The organism is Cupriavidus basilensis, from assembly GCF_000876015.1.
In the GTDB taxonomy this organism is placed as follows: domain Bacteria; phylum Pseudomonadota; class Gammaproteobacteria; order Burkholderiales; family Burkholderiaceae; genus Cupriavidus; species Cupriavidus basilensis_B.
Genome location: NZ_BBQM01000016.1, coordinates 66,716 through 81,716, shown reverse-complemented (window position 1 = coordinate 81,716; position 15,001 = coordinate 66,716). Strand labels below are relative to the sequence as shown.

At 71.5% G+C, this 15,001-nt stretch carries 10 protein-coding genes; 8 read left to right on the top strand and 2 right to left on the bottom strand.

Translation table 11 applies throughout. The features are described from left to right. Window positions 1–4: 4 nt before the first annotated feature. Complete coding sequence (locus KF708C_RS16700) at window positions 5–3,646, bottom strand: hydantoinase B/oxoprolinase family protein (RefSeq protein WP_059412679.1); 3,642 nt, start codon at window positions 3,644–3,646, stop codon at window positions 5–7. Between the two features lie 89 nt (window positions 3,647–3,735). After that, entirely contained in the window at window positions 3,736–4,344 is a 609-nt protein-coding gene (locus KF708C_RS16695) for a winged helix DNA-binding protein (RefSeq protein WP_020203691.1), read from the bottom strand. Between the two features lie 320 nt (window positions 4,345–4,664). On the opposite strand from KF708C_RS16695, the gene KF708C_RS16690 reads away from it, so the two are divergent. From KF708C_RS16690 to pgi, 8 genes are all read left to right on the top strand, one after another. Next, entirely contained in the window at window positions 4,665–6,008 is a 1,344-nt protein-coding gene (locus KF708C_RS16690) for an amidase (RefSeq protein ID WP_059412678.1), read from the top strand. 204 nt (window positions 6,009–6,212) lie between these two features. After that, window positions 6,213–7,175, top strand: coding sequence for a TRAP transporter substrate-binding protein (locus KF708C_RS16685; protein WP_020203693.1), 963 nt, complete (start codon window positions 6,213–6,215; stop codon window positions 7,173–7,175). A gap of 131 nt (window positions 7,176–7,306) precedes the next feature. Continuing rightward, entirely contained in the window at window positions 7,307–7,858 is a 552-nt protein-coding gene (locus KF708C_RS16680) for a TRAP transporter small permease subunit (protein ID WP_020203694.1), read from the top strand. Further along, entirely contained in the window at window positions 7,858–9,168 is a 1,311-nt protein-coding gene (locus tag KF708C_RS16675) for a TRAP transporter large permease (protein WP_020203695.1), read from the top strand. The genes KF708C_RS16680 and KF708C_RS16675 overlap by 1 nt, the downstream gene beginning before the upstream one ends. A 74-nt stretch (window positions 9,169–9,242) precedes the next feature. After that, entirely contained in the window at window positions 9,243–10,553 is a 1,311-nt protein-coding gene (locus KF708C_RS16670) for a D-amino acid dehydrogenase (RefSeq protein WP_059412677.1), read from the top strand. Between the two features lie 2 nt (window positions 10,554–10,555). Beyond that, window positions 10,556–12,166 (top strand): NAD(P)H-hydrate dehydratase, encoded by a 1,611-nt coding sequence (locus tag KF708C_RS16665; RefSeq protein ID WP_020203697.1) that lies wholly within the window; start codon window positions 10,556–10,558, stop codon window positions 12,164–12,166. Then, a complete protein-coding gene (locus KF708C_RS16660; RefSeq protein ID WP_231586518.1) occupies window positions 12,163–13,161 on the top strand; it encodes a DMT family transporter in 999 nt (332 codons plus the stop codon). Before KF708C_RS16665 ends, KF708C_RS16660 begins: the two co-directional genes overlap by 4 nt. A gap of 184 nt (window positions 13,162–13,345) precedes the next feature. Then, window positions 13,346–14,977: a glucose-6-phosphate isomerase gene (gene pgi, locus KF708C_RS16655; RefSeq protein ID WP_059412676.1), complete on the top strand. Its 1,632-nt coding sequence runs from the start codon at window positions 13,346–13,348 to the stop codon at window positions 14,975–14,977. Window positions 14,978–15,001 lie beyond the last annotated feature (24 nt).

Sequence of the window (15,001 nt, the reverse complement as noted above, 5' to 3'; positions counted from 1 at the left end):
CCGCTCAGGCCTCGCCGAAGCCCCCGCCGCCCGGCGTTTCGACCACGAACACGTCGCCGGCCGCCATCTCGCAGCGGCCCACGTGGCCGAGCGCCTCTTCCCGCCCGTCGGCGCGCACCACGTAGTTGCGCCCGGTGGCGCCGGGCGCCCCGCCGGCCATGCCGAACGGCGCGTGCAGGCGGTTGTTGGAGAGGATCGAGGCAGTCATCGGCTCCAGGAAGCGCACCCGGCGGATGCCGCCGTTGCCGCCATGCCAGCGCCCCGCCCCGCCCGAGCCCGGGCGGATCTCGTAGCTTTCCAGCCGCACCGGGAAGCGCCATTCCAGCACTTCCGGGTCGGTCAGCCGCGAGTTGGTCATATTGGTCTGCACCACGTCGCAGCCGTCGAAGCCGTTGCCGGCGCCGCTGCCGCCCGAGATGGTCTCGTAGTACTGGTAGCGCTCGTTGCCGAACGTGAAGTTGTTCATGGTGCCCTGGCTGGCCGCCACCACGCCGAGCGCGCCATACAGCGCATTGGTGATGCACGACGAGGTTTCCACGTTGCCCGACACCACCGAGGCCGGATAGCGCGGGTTGAGCATCGAGCCTTCCGGGACGATCACCTTGATCGGCTTGAGGCAGCCGGCGTTGAGCGGGATGTCCTCGTCGACCAGCGTGCGGAACACGTACAGCACCGCCGCCATGCACACCGCGCGCGGCGCGTTGAAGTTGTTGGGCAACTGCGCCGAGGTACCGGTGAAGTCCACCACGGCTTCGCGCCGTTCCCGGTCCACCGTCACCCGCACCCGGATGCGCGCGCCGTTGTCGAGCGGGTAATCGTAGGCGCCGTCCCTGAGCGCGGTGATGACGCGGCGCACCGCTTCCTCGGCGTTGTCCTGCACGTGGCCCATGTAGGCGCGCACCACCGGCAGGCCGAACTGCGCCACCATCCTGCGCAGCTCTTCCACGCCCTTGGCGTTGGCCGCCACCTGGGCGCGCAGGTCGGCCATGTTCTGGTCGACGTTGCGCGCCGGGTAGCGCCCGCCGGCCAGCAGCGCGCGCATGCCGGCGTCGTCGAGCACGCCGGCCTTGACCAGCGGGAAGTTGTCGATCAGCACGCCCTCCTCTTCCACCACGGTGGAGTCCGGCGGCATCGAGCCCGGCGTGATGCCGCCGATGTCGGCATGGTGGCCGCGCGAGCCGACGTAGAACAGGATCTCGCGGCCGGCTTGGTCGAACACCGGCGTGATCACGGTCACGTCCGGCAGGTGCGTGCCGCCGTTGTAGGGGTCGTTGAGCACGTACACGTCGCCGTCGGCCATGCCGCCGGCGTTGCGCGCGATCACGGTCTTGATGCTCTCGCCCATCGAGCCGAGGTGCACCGGCATGTGCGGCGCGTTGGCGATCAGGTTGCCGGCGGCGTCGAAGATGGCGCAGGAGAAGTCGAGCCGCTCCTTGATGTTGACCGAGTAGGCGGTGTTCTGCAGCCGCTGGCCCATCTGCTCGGCGATCGACATGAACAGGTTGTTGAACACCTCCAGCATGACCGGGTCGGCGTCGGTGCCCACGGCGCGGCGCTGCGGGCGCGGCACCGCGCGCGTGAGCACGAGGTGGTCGCGCGCGGTCAGCTCGGCCTGCCAGCCGGGCTCCACCACGGTGGTGGCGTTGCGCTCGGCGATGATGGCCGGGCCGGGCAGCACGTCGCCGGGGCGCAGCGTGTCGCGCGGGAACAGGCCGGTGTCGTGCCAGGCGCCGCCGCTGAACATGCGCACGCGCTCGGCCGGCACCGGGCCGCCGCCGCGCGGCGCCGGCTCGGGCAGCTTTTCCGCGGGCGGCTCGCTGCTGCCGATGGCTTCCACCGAGACCGCTTCCACGATCAGCGGCTTGCCCTGCATCAGGAACGCATAGCGCTGGCGGTAGGCGGCGTCGAACGCGGCCTGCATGCCGGCTAGCGTGCCGAACGGGACCACCAGCGCGGAGTCCGTGCCTTCGTAGCGCAGGTGGGCGCGGCGCACCACCTCGATCTGCGCGTCGGCCACTTCCTGCTCCAGCAGTTCGGTGCGCGCTTCCCGCGCCAGCGCGTCGAGCGTGGCTTGCAACGCCGGCAGCGCATCGGCATCGAGCCGCGCCTCCACCGCGCGCTCGCGCATCGCGGTGCGGTCGGCCAGCCCCATGCCGTAGGCCGACAGCACGCCCGCCAGCGGGTGCACGAACACGGTCTGCATGCCGAGCGCGTCCGCCACCAGGCAGGCATGCTGGCCGCCGGCGCCGCCGAAGGTGGTGAGTGTGTAGCCGGTCACGTCGTGGCCGCGCTGCACCGAGATCTGCTTGATCGCGTTGGCCATGTTGCCGACCGCGATCTCGATGAAGCCTTCGGCCACCTGCTCGGGGCTGCGCGCGTCGCCGGTGGCGGCGCTCACGGCCCGCGCCAGCTCGGCGAAGCGCGACACCACGGCGTCGCGGTCCAGCGGCGCGTCCGCGCCCGGGCCGAACACGCTCGGGAAATGGCGCGGCTGGATCTTACCGAGCATGACGTTGCAGTCGGTCACGGCCAGCGGGCCGCCGCGCCGGTAGCTGGCCGGCCCCGGGTTGGCGCCGGCCGAGTCCGGCCCCACGCGGAAGCGGCTGCCGTCGAAATGCAGGATCGAGCCGCCGCCGGCGGCCACCGTGTGGATGCTCATCATCGGCGCGCGCATGCGCACGCCGGCCACGGCGGTCTCGAACACGCGCTCGAAATCGTTGGGATGGCTGCCGTTGAAATGCGACACGTCGGTGGAAGTGCCGCCCATGTCGAAGCCGATGACGCGGCCGAAGCCGGCGCCCTGCGACGAGCGCACCATGCCGACGATGCCGCCGGCCGGCCCGGACAGGATCGCGTCCTTGCCCTGGAAGCGGTGCGCGTCGGTCAGGCCGCCGCTGCTCTGCATGAACTGCAGCCGCACGCCGGGCATCTGCTGCTCGACCTGCTCCACGTAGCGGCGCAGGATCGGCGAGAGATAGGCGTCCACCACGGTGGTGTCGCCGCGCGAGACCAGCTTCATCAGCGGCGACACCTGGTGCGACACCGAGATCTGCGTGAAGCCGGTCTCGCGCGCGATGCGCGCCGCGGCCTGCTCGTGCGCCGGCGCGCGGTAGCCGTGCAGGAACACGATGGCGATGGCGCGGATGCCGCCGGCGAACACGCGCTGCATGTCGGCGCGCAGCGCGGCTTCGGCGAGCGGCGCGACGACGCCACCCCGCGCGTCGAGCCGCTCGCCGACCTCCACCACCTCGCGGTAGAGCAGCTCGGGCAGCACGATGTTCAGGTCGAACAGGCGCGGCCGGTTCTGGTACGCGATGCGCAGCGCGTCGCGGAAGCCGCGCGTGATGAACAGCGCCAGCGGCTCGCCCTTGCGCTCGAGCAGCGCGTTGGTGGCCACCGTGGTGCCCATCTTCACCACCTCCACCAGCGCCGGCGTGACCGGCTCATCGGGCGCCAGGCCCAGCAGGTGGCGGATGCCGGCCACGGCCGCGTCGCGGTATTGCTCCGGGTTCTCGGACAGCAGCTTGTGCGTGACCACCGCGCCGTCGGGCCGCAGCCCGACCACGTCGGTGAAGGTGCCGCCGCGGTCGATCCAGAATTGCCAGCGGCGGCGGTCCGGGGCTGCAACGGAGGATGACTGCGGCATTGGCGACGGCATGCGGGGGCTTCCTTGTCTGGCGTGATGGGATGTCGGGAACGATGGCATGCGCGCCGGTGCCGCGCGCATGCCGCGGCCTACAGCGAAGTGGCCGAGCGCGCGGCCTGCTCGTACAGGCCGGTGAGCACGCGCAGCAGCCGCGCCAGCTCGCCGATCTCGGCGTTCTCCGCGCTGCCGGCGGTGAAATTGCTGGTCAGGCACTGCTCGCGGATCTCGCGGTAGCGCGCGCAGGCCTGCGTGCCGGCCGGCGTGGTGGTGTAGATGGCTTCCTTGCCGACGCGCTCGCCCTCCACCAGCCCCATGCCTTGCAGCTTCTTCAGCGCGTAGGTGACGAGGTGGGTGTCTTCCACGTTCAGCACGAAGCAGATGTCGGCCAGCCGCTTGGGCCGCGCGCGGTGGTTGACGTGATGGAGCACCAGCACGTCGAGGAAGGTCAGGTCGCGCACGCCGGAGGCGCCCATGCAGCGCACCACCCAGCGGCTGTAGGCGTTGTAGGCGGTGTTCAGGCCGAACTCGAACTCGGACAGCTCGGGGCTGCGCTCGGACACCAGGTGCGAGGACGACACGATGTTGGGCCCGACCGCGCGCGGCAACGTGGTGGCTGCGGCGGCGGACCGCGCGGGCGCGTCCTGCGCGCCGTTGTCGTGCTCGGCCGGGTCCTGGCCGGCGGCTGGCTTACGCGCCATGTCTACACTCCTCTCTCTCATTGTGGGTCCGATGCGCCCGCGTGGCGCGGCCGGCGGCCCGGCTAGGTATATCCCCGGGGGCCTGGCCCGCAGATTTGGCTTGACAGTTTATAAACAAATTATGAGGATAAACACCAAATAAATCCAAGCAAAACATCGGGGACGTAGCAGTGGATTCTGCACGAAGACAGGGCAGGAAAACCGGCGGACGCACTATCGCGGGGCCGGCGCGACGCCCGCAGGCGCTCTGGTTGCGCGGCACCGGCGCACTGGCTAGACTCGACCCGAACCTTGCCGAGCGCGGCTGAACCGCGAACCAGATGCCCACCGATATCCATACATTGCAGACAAAACTTCACGACGGCAGCGCCACGCGCGCCGGCGTGATCGCCGCCGCGGCCGAACTGGCGCGGCAGCCCGCGGCGCAGTCCGTGCTGCTCCACGCCACCTTCGAGGCCGCCGCCGAGACCGCGCGCGCGGCCGACACCGCCGCCCGCGCGGGCCAGCCGCTGCATCCGCTCGCGGGCCTGCCGGTCTCGGTCAAGGACCTGTTCGACGTGGCCGGCGAGGTCACGCGCGCGGGCTCCCCGGTGCGCGACGATGCGGCGCCGGCCGCCGCGGACGCCACCGTCGTGCGCCGCCTGCGCGAGGCCGGCGCGGCGCTGGTCGGGCGCACCAACATGACCGAGTTCGCGTTCTCCGGCGTCGGCATCAACCCGCATTTCGGCACGCCGGTCAACCCGGCCGACCGCAGCGTGGCGCGCATTCCGGGCGGCTCGTCGTCGGGCGCGGCGGTGTCCGTGGCGCTGGGGCTGGCGGTGGCCGGGCTGGGCAGCGACACCGGCGGCTCGATCCGCATTCCGGCCGCGCTGTGCGGCCTGACCGGCTTCAAGCCGACCCAGCGCCGGGTGCCGCTCGACGGCGCGTTTCCGCTGTCCTACACGCTGGACACCGCCTGCGCGATGGCGCGCTCGGTGCACGACTGCGCGCTGGTCGACAGCGTGATCGCCGACCAGGCCGTGGTGCCGGCCAGCAAGGCCGCGGCGGGCATCCGCCTGGCCGTGCCGCGCCAGTACCTGCTGGACGACCTCGACGCCACCGTGGCGCGCGCGTTCGACCGCACCCTCGGCCTGCTGTCCGCGGCCGGCGTGGGCATCGAGCCGGTCGACCTGCCCGAACTGGCCGAGCTGCCCGGCATCAACGCCACCGGCGGCTTCACCGCGCCCGAGGCCTACGCCATCCACCGCCACGTGCTGGCGGCCCGGCGCGGCCAGTACGACCCGCGCGTGGCCATGCGCATCGAGCGCGGCGCCGCCATGAGCGCGCCCGACTACGTGGACCTGGTGCGCGCGCGCGCCGCCTGGATCGCGCGCGTGCTGGCGCGCATCGAAGGCTTCGACGCGGTGGCCTGCCCAACGGTGCCGATGGTGGCGCCGCCGGTCGCGCCGCTGCTGGCGGACGACGACCTCTTCTTCCGCACCAACGCGCTGCTGTTGCGCAACACCTCGGCCTTCAACTTCCTCGACGGCTGCTCGATCTCGCTGCCCTGCCACCAGCCGGGCGAGCTGCCGGTCGGGCTGATGCTCTCGCACGGTGCGCTGCGCGACGCGCAGTTGCTGGGCACGGCAATTGCATTGGAAACCATCGTCAGGCCCGCCGCCTGACACGCTCGCCCCCCGGGCGGGCCTTCGCGCCGCGCGGCCCCTGAGCCAGGCCGCGCGCGCGGGACGGGCACCGCCATGCAGCACCCACGCAGCACACGAAACACACGCAGGACCCAAGCCGCACAGAAAAGCCGTACCAGAACAGACCGAGCCGCAACGACCAACCAGGAGAGATCGATGCAAGGGAAGGCAATACTGAAGTACATGCTGCTGGGCGGGGTGCTGGCCGCCGCGTCGGCGCTGGCCCCCGTGGCGCAGGCACAGACCAGGTGGGACCTGCCGACCGGCTACCCCACCAACAACCTGCACACCGAGAACCTGCAGCAGATGGCCAACGACGTGGAGAAGGCCACCGGCGGCAAGCTCAAGATCCTGATCCATCCCAACGGCTCGCTGCTCAAGGCCAACGAGATCAAGCGCGGCGTGCAGACCGGCCAGGTGCAGATGGGCGAGATCCTGATGTCGCTGCTGGCCAACGAGAACCCGGTGTTCGGCGTGGACGCGGTGCCCTTCCTGGCCACCAGCTACCAGGATTCCTACAAGCTGTGGCAGGCCTCGCGCGCCGTCACCGACAAGGTGCTCGACAAGCAGGGCATGAAGCTGCTCTACGCGGTGGCGTGGCCGCCGCAGGGCATCTACGCCAACAAGCCGATCAACGCCGCGGCCGATATGAAGGGCCTCAAGTGGCGCGCCTACAATCCCGCCACCTCCAAGATCGCCGAGCTGGTCGGCGCGCAGCCGGTCACGATCCAGGCCGCCGACCTCGCCCAGGCGCTGGCCACCGGCACCGTCAATTCCTTCATGTCCTCGGGCGCCACCGGCGTGGACACCAAGGTGTGGGAAAGCGTGAAGTACTTCTACACGGTGGACGCCTGGCTGCCGAAGAACATGCTGGTGGTCAGCAAGAAGGCCTTCGCCGCGCTGGACAAGCCGACCCAGGACGCGCTGCTCAAGACCGTGGCCGAGGCCGAGAAGCGCGGCTGGCAGGTCTCCGAGCAGAAGACGCGCGACTACCTCGCCGTGCTCGGCAAGAACGGCATGACCGTGCAGCCGCCCTCGCCGCAGCTGCGGCAGGACATGCAGAAGGTCGGCCAGGTCATGGTCGACGAATGGGCCAGGAGCGCCGGCGACGACGGCAAGGCCATTCTCGAAGCCTACAAGAAGTAAGCCGGACAGCCGGCGCCGGTCCGGCGCCATGCACGCGGCGCCACCGCGCATTTCCCGCGCGCAGCCGCGGCGGCGCCCGCTGCCGCCGCGGCATGCGTCTCCTTTCACCGCATCCTCCCTCCTCTGCCGTCATGGAAGCTCCTGCCGTCAACAAGCGCTGGCTCGACCGGCTGCTTGACCTGTTCGCCGTGCTCGGCGCGCTGTGCATCCTCGGGGTCTGCATCATCATGATCCTGATGTCCTTCTCGCGCGAGACCACCATCATCTTCAAGGGCGGCGACGACATCGTCGCCTGGCTGTGCGCGGCCTCCGCCTTCCTCGTGCTCGGCCAGACCTTCCAGCACGGCGGCATCGTGCGCGTGGAAATGCTGCTCGAAGCGGTGAGCCCGCGCCAGCGCTGGTGGCTCGAGCTGCTGTCGCTCGCCATCTGCGCGGTGTTCGCCGGCTATGCCACCTGGGCGCTGCTGAGCTTCGCCTGGCAGAGCTGGGAGATCGGCGACGTCTCGCAGGGGCAGATCGTGGTGCCGCTGTGGATTCCGCAGAGCTTCGCGGTGCTGGGCTGCGCCGGCTTCGCGCTGGCCGTGCTCGACGAGCTGCTGCGCGTGGCGCGCCGCCAGAAGCCGCGCTACCAGCTCGCGCAGGAGGCCAAGCTGGCCGCCGGCGACTTCGGGGAGACCGTCTGATGAGCACCGTCCTGGTTTCCCTGATCCTGCTGCTGGTGATGATCGTGTTCCTGGTGATCGGGGCGTGGATCCCGGTGGCCATCGCCGTCACCTCGTGGGTGGGGCTGGTGGTCTTCGCCGACCACGACGCGCTGGTCAACCTGGCCAATGCGTGGTGGTCCTCGAGCGCGTCCTACACGCTGGCCTCGCTGCCGCTGTTCGTGTGGATGGGCGAGATCCTGTTCCGCACCAAGCTGTCCGAGCAGATGTTCAACGGCCTGTCGCCGTGGCTGAACTGGCTGCCCGGGCGGCTCATGCACGTCAATATCCTGGGCTGCGGCATCTTCGGTTCGGTGTCGGGCTCGTCGGCCGCCACCTGCGCCACCATCGCCAAGTCGGCGCTGCCCGAACTCACGCGGCGCGGCTACGACGAGCGCGTGACGCTGGGCTCGCTGTCGTGCGCCGGCACGCTCGGCATCCTGATCCCGCCGTCGATCACGATGGTGGTGTACGCGGTGTCGGCGGACGTGTCGATCATCCGCGTGTTCCTGGCCGGCTTCCTGCCGGGCCTGCTGCTGATGCTGCTGTTCTCGGGCTACATCGTGGCGTGGGCGCTGTCCAACCCGGACAAGACGCCGCCGGCCGAGCACTTCGGCTGGCGCGCGCGCCTGGCCTCGATCCGCCAGTTGATGCCGTGCATGATCCTGATCGCCTTCATCACCTGGATCATGATCACCGGCTACTCCACCGCCACCGAGGCCGCCGCCTACGGCGTGGTGGCCTCGCTGGCGCTGGCCTGGGCGGGCGGCTCGCTGACGCGCAAGGCGTTCTGGGAGAGCCTGATGTCGGCCACGCGGCTGACCGCCATGATCATGTTCGTGCTGGGCGCCACCTCGTTCCTGTCGGTGACGATGAGCTTTACCGGCATTCCGCGCGCGCTGGCCGAGTGGGTGGCGTCGATGCACCTGTCGCCGTGGGCGCTGATCGCCGTGCTGACGGTGATCTACATCCTGCTGGGCACCGCGCTGGACGGCATCTCCATGATCGCGCTGACCACCGCCACGGTGCTGCCGATGGTGCAGGCGGCGGGCTTCGATCTGGTATGGTTCGGGATATTCATCGTGCTGCTGGTGGAGATCGCCGAGGTCACGCCGCCGGTCGGCTTCAACCTGTTCGTGCTGCAGAGCATGACGGGCAAGGACAGCAACTACATCGCGCGGGTCTCGCTGCCGTTCTTCATGATGATGGTGATCGCCATCGGCATCATCACGGTGTGGCCGACGCTGGTCACGTGGCTGCCCGACGTGGTGATGCAGAAGGAACTGAAGTAGGACCGCGCTGCCGGCCGCCGCATGCCGCCGGCGGCATTGCGCAACAGCGGGGGCCGCGGCCCCGACGGAGTGCCATGCATGTGATCGTGATCGGCGCCGGCGTGATCGGCGTGTGCTCGGCCTGGTATCTGCGCGAAGCCGGCTTCGACGTGACCGTGGTCGAGCGGCGCGCGGCGCCCGCGCAGGAATCGAGCTTCGGCAACGCCGGCGTGATCGCGCCCGGCTACGTCACGCCGTGGGCCGCGCCGGGCATGCCCGGCAAGGTGCTGCGCAACCTGTTCGCCAGCACCTCGCCGGTGCTGTTCCGCCCCAGCGCCGACCCGGCCATGTGGCGCTGGATCGCGCGCTGGCTCGGCGAATGCACGCTGGAGCGCTATCGCGTCAACAAGCTGCGCATGCAGCGGCTGGCCTTCTACAGCCGCGAATGCCTGCACGCGCTGCGCGGCAAGCTCGAGATCGACTACGAGCAGTCGCAGGGCTACCTGCAACTGTTCCGCACGCGGCGCGACCTGGCGCTGGCCGAGCCGGCGCTGGCGCTGCTGCGCGAGCACAAGGTGCCGCACCGCCTGGTCGACGCCGACGGCTGCCGCGGCATCGAGCCCGGCCTGACCACCGATACGCCGCTGGCCGGCGGCCTGCACCTGCCCGAGGACGAGTCCGGCAACTGCCCGATGTTCGTGCGGCGCCTGCGCACGCTGGCCGAGGCCGCGGGCGTGCGCTTCGTCATGGACCGCGACGCCGGCGCGCCGCGCCCGCTGCCGGGCGGCGGGCTCGCGCTGGACCTGCGCGCTGTGGACCATGGCACGGGCCACGATGCGGGCCACGCCGCCGGCGGCGCGCCCGAGACGCTCACCGCGGACCGCATGCTGGTGTGCGCGGGCGTGGGCAGCGCCGCGCTGCTGCGCCCGCTCGGCCTGCGCATCCCGCTCTACCCGGTCAAGGGATACTCCGCCACCGTGCAGGTCAGCGACGAGCTGCAGGCGCCGCTGGCCGCGCTGATGGACGAGTCGTACAAGGTGGCCATCACGCGCATGGGCAACCGCCTGCGCGTGGCCGGCACGGCCGAGCTCGGCTCGCGCCGGCTCGACCTGCGCCCGGCCGCCGTCAACACCCTGCTCAAGGTGGCGCGCGACTGGTTCCCGGTGGCCGGCCACTATGGCAATGCCACGCTGTGGGCCGGCGCCCGCCCGATGCTGCCGGACGGCCCGCCGCTGATCGGCGCCACCGCCGTGCCCGGCCTGTTCCTCAACCTCGGCCACGGCTCGACCGGCTGGGCGATGGCCTGCGGCTCGGGCCGCATCGCCGCCGACCTGATCGCCGGCAACGCCGCCGCCATCGACCTGGAGGGCCTCACGCCCGCCCGCTACGGCCTCGGGCCGCGCTGACCATGCACACACCCCTGCCCGCTTCCCATTCCGCCGCGGCCTGGCTGCCGCTCGACGCCGCCAGCGCCGCCGGCATCCCGCTCTACGACGTGGCCGCCATCCGCCGCATCGAGGCCGCGGCGATGGCGACGCTGCCCGCCTTCGAGCTGATGTCGCGCGCCGGCGCCGCCGCCGCGGACTGGCTGGCGCGGCATGCGCCGGACGGCCCGCTGCTGATGCTGGCCGGCCCCGGCAACAACGGCGGCGACGCGCTGGTGGCCGCCACCCGCCTGCACCTGGCCGGGCGCGCGGTGCAGGCCTGGCTCACGGCCGAGCCGGACCGCCTGCCCGCCGACGCGGCGCGCGCCTGGCTGGAAGCGCGCGCCGCCGGCGTGCCGCTGCGCGTGCTGCCCCAGTCCGCCTGCCAGGGCGGCCTGCCGCCGCTGCCGGCCGAGACCCGCGCGCTGGTCGACGGCCTGCTCGGCATCGGCCTCAACCGCCCCGCCGACGGCTACGTCGCGCAGTGGATCGCGCATCTCAACGGCGCCGGGCTGCCGGTGTTCGCCCTCGACATTCCCAGCGGCCTGTTCGCCGACACCGGCGCCGGCGCGCCGGCGGTATGCGCGTGCCGCACGCTGACCTTCATCGGCGCCAAGCCGGGCCTGCTGACGCTGGACGGCCGCGACTGCGCGGGCGAGGTGGACATCGCCCCGCTCGACCTGATCTATCCGCCGGCCGAGCATGCGTGCGCCACGGTCAACGTGCCGGCCTCGTTCGCCGCGGCGCTGCCGGCGCGCCGGCATGCCACCAACAAGGGCAGCTTCGGCTCGCTGGCGGTGATCGGCGGCGGCGTGGGCATGACCGGCGCGCCGCTGCTGGGCGCGCGCGCCGCGCAGCACCTCGGCGCCGGGCGCGTGCACATCGCCTTCCTGGCGCAGCCGGCGCCGCTGCTCGATCCGGTGCATCCGGAACTGATGCTGCACCCGATCGCGGAGGTCGACCTGTCCGCCATGAACGCGCTGGTGATCGGCCCCGGCATGGGCACCGGCACGGCGGCGCGCAAGCAGCTCGCGCAACTGCTGCACGGCTGCGCGGCGGCGGCCGAACCGCCGGCGCTGGTGCTGGACGCCGACGCGCTCAACCTGCTGGCCGCCGACCCCGCGCTGGCCGCGCTGCTGGCCGGCAGCGCGGCGGTGCGCGTGATGACGCCGCACCCGCTCGAAGCCGCGCGCCTGGCCGGCCTGAGCGTGGCCGAGATCCAGCGCGACCGCCTCGCCGCGGCGCGCGCGCTGGCGGCGCAGTGGCAGGCGGTGGTGGTGCTCAAGGGCTCCGGCACGGTGATCGCGGCACCGCCCGACGCGGCCGGCGGCGTGGCGCTGTCGGTCAACCCGACCGGCAACGCGGGCCTGGCCACCGCCGGCACCGGCGACGTGCTGGCCGGCATGGCCGGCGCGCTGCTGGCGCAGGGCATGCCGCCGCTGCAGGCCGCGCAGGCCGCGGTATGGCTGCACGGGCGCGCCGCCGACCGCCTGGTGGCCGACGGCATCGGGCCGGCCGGGCTGACCGCCAGCGAGCTCTACCTGCCGCTGCGCGCGCTGTTCAACGACCTGCTGCGGCAGCCGGGCCGCGCATGAGCGACGCCGCCGAGCGCGCCGCGCCGCTGGCGCCGGCCGGTTCCGCTACGGCATCCAGCGCGGCATCCGTCGCCGCGCCCGCCACGGCCCGCCGCCAGTTGCTGACCGGCGTGGCGCTGCTGGTGCTGGGCCAGTGGATCCTGAGCCTGCTCGACGCCAGCAGCAAGATGCTGACCCAGCAGGGCCTGCCGGTGATGGGCGTGGCCTGGGTGCGCTACGTGGGCCACGTGGCGGCGATCTTCCTGCTGCTGGGGCCGGCGCGCTTCCGCGCGCAGTGCCGCCCGGCCAAGCCGGCCCTGCAATGGCTGCGCGGCGGCCTGATGCTGGTATCCACGCTGGTGTTCTTCAGCGTGCTCCGGCTGATGCCGCTGGCCGAGGCCACCGCGCTCAATTTCTGCGCGCCGCTGTTCGTGGTGGCGCTGTCGCCGTGGCTGCTCGGCGAGCGCCCCGGCTTCCACGCGCGCGCCAGCCGCTGGAGCGGCGTGGCGGTCGGCTTCGCCGGCATGCTGGTGGTGGTGCGCCCCGACGGCGAGCTGAGCGGGCCGGGCATCGCGCTGGGCCTGCTGTCGGCGCTGGTGTTCGCGCTGATGCAGATGCTGACGCGGCGCATCGCCGCGCACGATGCGCCCATGACCACGCTGATCCAGAGCGGCGTCACCGGCGCGGCGCTGACCACCGCGCTGGTGCCGTTCTTCTGGTTCGAGTCGGTGCCCACGCCGCTGCAGGCGGGCCTGCTGCTGAGCACCGGCATCACCGGTTCGATCGGGCACTACTTCGTGATCCGCGCGTTCCAGTACGCGGACGCATCGTTCCTCAGCCCCTTTCTTTATCTGCAGATCCTGTCGGCCACCGCCATCGGCTACCTGGCTTTCGGCCAGTTGCCGGACTGGATCACGGCGCTGGGCGTGGCCGTGATCTGCGCCGGCGGCGTGTGCGTGGCCGGCGGCGAACCGGCGCTGCGCATGCTGGCGCGGAGGCTCGGCCGCGCGCGCTGAATGTCAGCCACGCACCGACAGCGCGCCATACCCCTATTTGGTAGTGTTTCGAAATACGAAGCAATGCCGTCTATTGCCGCTATTTGGCGAAAACACGTCATGTGGCGGCGCTATACTTCATGCGCGGCGCCGCCGGCCGGTTTCCGCACTGCATATCAAAGAATCTCCAGAGAATTCCGCACGCATGCCCACTGATTTCCACGCCTGGCGCTCCCTCCTGCAACACCACGAGACCATCCGCGACACCCCCATGCGCGACTGGTTCGATGCCGACGATGCCAGCCAGCGTGCCGCGCAATTCTCACTGGAAGCCGCCGGCCTGTACCTCGACTACGCCAAGAACCGCATCACGCCGCAGACCTTCGCGCTGCTGATGCAACTGGCCGACGAGGCCGGCGTGGCCCGCCGCCGCGACGCCATGTTCGCCGGCGACCACATCAACGCCACCGAGGACCGCGCGGTGCTGCACATCGCGCTGCGCGCCTGCCCCGGCACCACCTTCGAGGTGGACGGCAAGCCGGTGACGCCGGCGATCCATGCCGTGCTCGAGCGCATGCGCGTGTTTTCCGAACGGGTGCGCGGCGGCGAGTGGACCGGCGCCACCGGCAAGCGCATCACCGACGTCATCAACATCGGCATCGGCGGCTCGGACCTGGGCCCGCGCATGGTGTGCCGGGCGCTGTCGCACCTGGCCGACGGCGGGCCGCGCATGCATTTCGTCTCCAACGTGGACGGCACCGAGCTGGCCGAGACGCTGGCGCGGCTGGACCCGGAGCAGACCCTGGTGATCGTCTGCTCCAAGACCTTCACCACGCTCGAGACGATGGCCAACGCCAACAGCGCGCGCGCGTGGTTCCTGTCGCGCGGCGTGAGCCAGGCGCAACTGGCCAGCCACTTCGCCGCGGTGTCGACCAACGTGGAGGCGGTGCGCGCGTTCGGCATCGACCCGGCGCACATGTTCGAATTCTGGGACTGGATCGGCGGGCGCTTCTCGCTGTGGTCCTCGGTGGGCCTGTCGATCGCGCTGGCGGTCGGCTACGATGCCTTCGCCGACCTGCTGGCCGGCGGCCGCGCGATGGACGAGCATTTCGCCGGCGCGCCGCTGGCGCGCAACATGCCGGTGGTGCTGGCCATGATCGGCATCTGGTACCGCGATTTCTTCGGCATGCCGACCAGCTGCATGGCGCCCTACTCGACCTCGCTGGAGCTGTTTCCCGCCTTCCTCCAGCAACTGGAGATGGAGAGCAACGGCAAGTCGGTCCAGCTCGACGGCCGCCCGGTGCGCGCGCATACCGCGCCGGTGGTGTGGGGCTCGGCCGGCACCAACGGCCAGCATGCGTATTTCCAGCTGATCCACCAGGGCTCGCAGATCGTGCCGGTGGATTTCGTGGCGCCGCTGCGGCCGCCGCGCGAGCTGCCCGGCCACCATGCCAAGCTGCTGGCCAACTGCTTCGCGCAGGGCGAGGCGCTGATGCGCGGGCGCAGCGCCGACGAGCTGCGCGCCGCCGGCATGACCGACGAGGTGCGCATTGCGCATATGGTGTTCGAAGGCAACCGGCCCAGCAACACGCTGCTGATGGAAGACATCACGCCGCATGCGCTCGGCGCGCTGATCGCGCTGTACGAGCACCGCACCTTCGTGCAGGGCGTGGTGTGGAACATCAATTCGTTCGACCAGTGGGGCGTGGAGCTGGGCAAGATCCTGGCCAAGCCGATCGAAGCCGAGCTGACCGGCGCGGTGGCCGCGCCGGCGCCGCACGACGCCTCCACCAGCGGCCTGATCGCCCGCGCGCGCGCCGCGCTGGGCACGGCCTAGTTTTCCTGCACCGCCTGACTTCCC

Excerpts from the sequence above, each read along its gene's own strand:
- KF708C_RS16700 (WP_059412679.1), bottom strand. The coding sequence starts at position 3,646 with ATGCCGCAGTCATCCTCCGTTGCAGCCCCGGACCGCCGCCGCTGGCAA.
- KF708C_RS16695 (WP_020203691.1), bottom strand. The coding sequence starts at position 4,344 with ATGGCGCGTAAGCCAGCCGCCGGCCAGGACCCGGCCGAGCACGACAAC.
- KF708C_RS16690 (WP_059412678.1), top strand. The coding sequence starts at position 4,665 with ATGCCCACCGATATCCATACATTGCAGACAAAACTTCACGACGGCAGC.
- KF708C_RS16685 (WP_020203693.1), top strand. The coding sequence starts at position 6,213 with ATGCTGCTGGGCGGGGTGCTGGCCGCCGCGTCGGCGCTGGCCCCCGTG.
- KF708C_RS16680 (WP_020203694.1), top strand. The coding sequence starts at position 7,307 with ATGGAAGCTCCTGCCGTCAACAAGCGCTGGCTCGACCGGCTGCTTGAC.
- KF708C_RS16675 (WP_020203695.1), top strand. The coding sequence starts at position 7,858 with ATGAGCACCGTCCTGGTTTCCCTGATCCTGCTGCTGGTGATGATCGTG.
- KF708C_RS16670 (WP_059412677.1), top strand. The coding sequence starts at position 9,243 with ATGCATGTGATCGTGATCGGCGCCGGCGTGATCGGCGTGTGCTCGGCC.
- KF708C_RS16665 (WP_020203697.1), top strand. The coding sequence starts at position 10,556 with ATGCACACACCCCTGCCCGCTTCCCATTCCGCCGCGGCCTGGCTGCCG.
- KF708C_RS16660 (WP_231586518.1), top strand. The coding sequence starts at position 12,163 with ATGAGCGACGCCGCCGAGCGCGCCGCGCCGCTGGCGCCGGCCGGTTCC.
- pgi (WP_059412676.1), top strand. The coding sequence starts at position 13,346 with ATGCCCACTGATTTCCACGCCTGGCGCTCCCTCCTGCAACACCACGAG.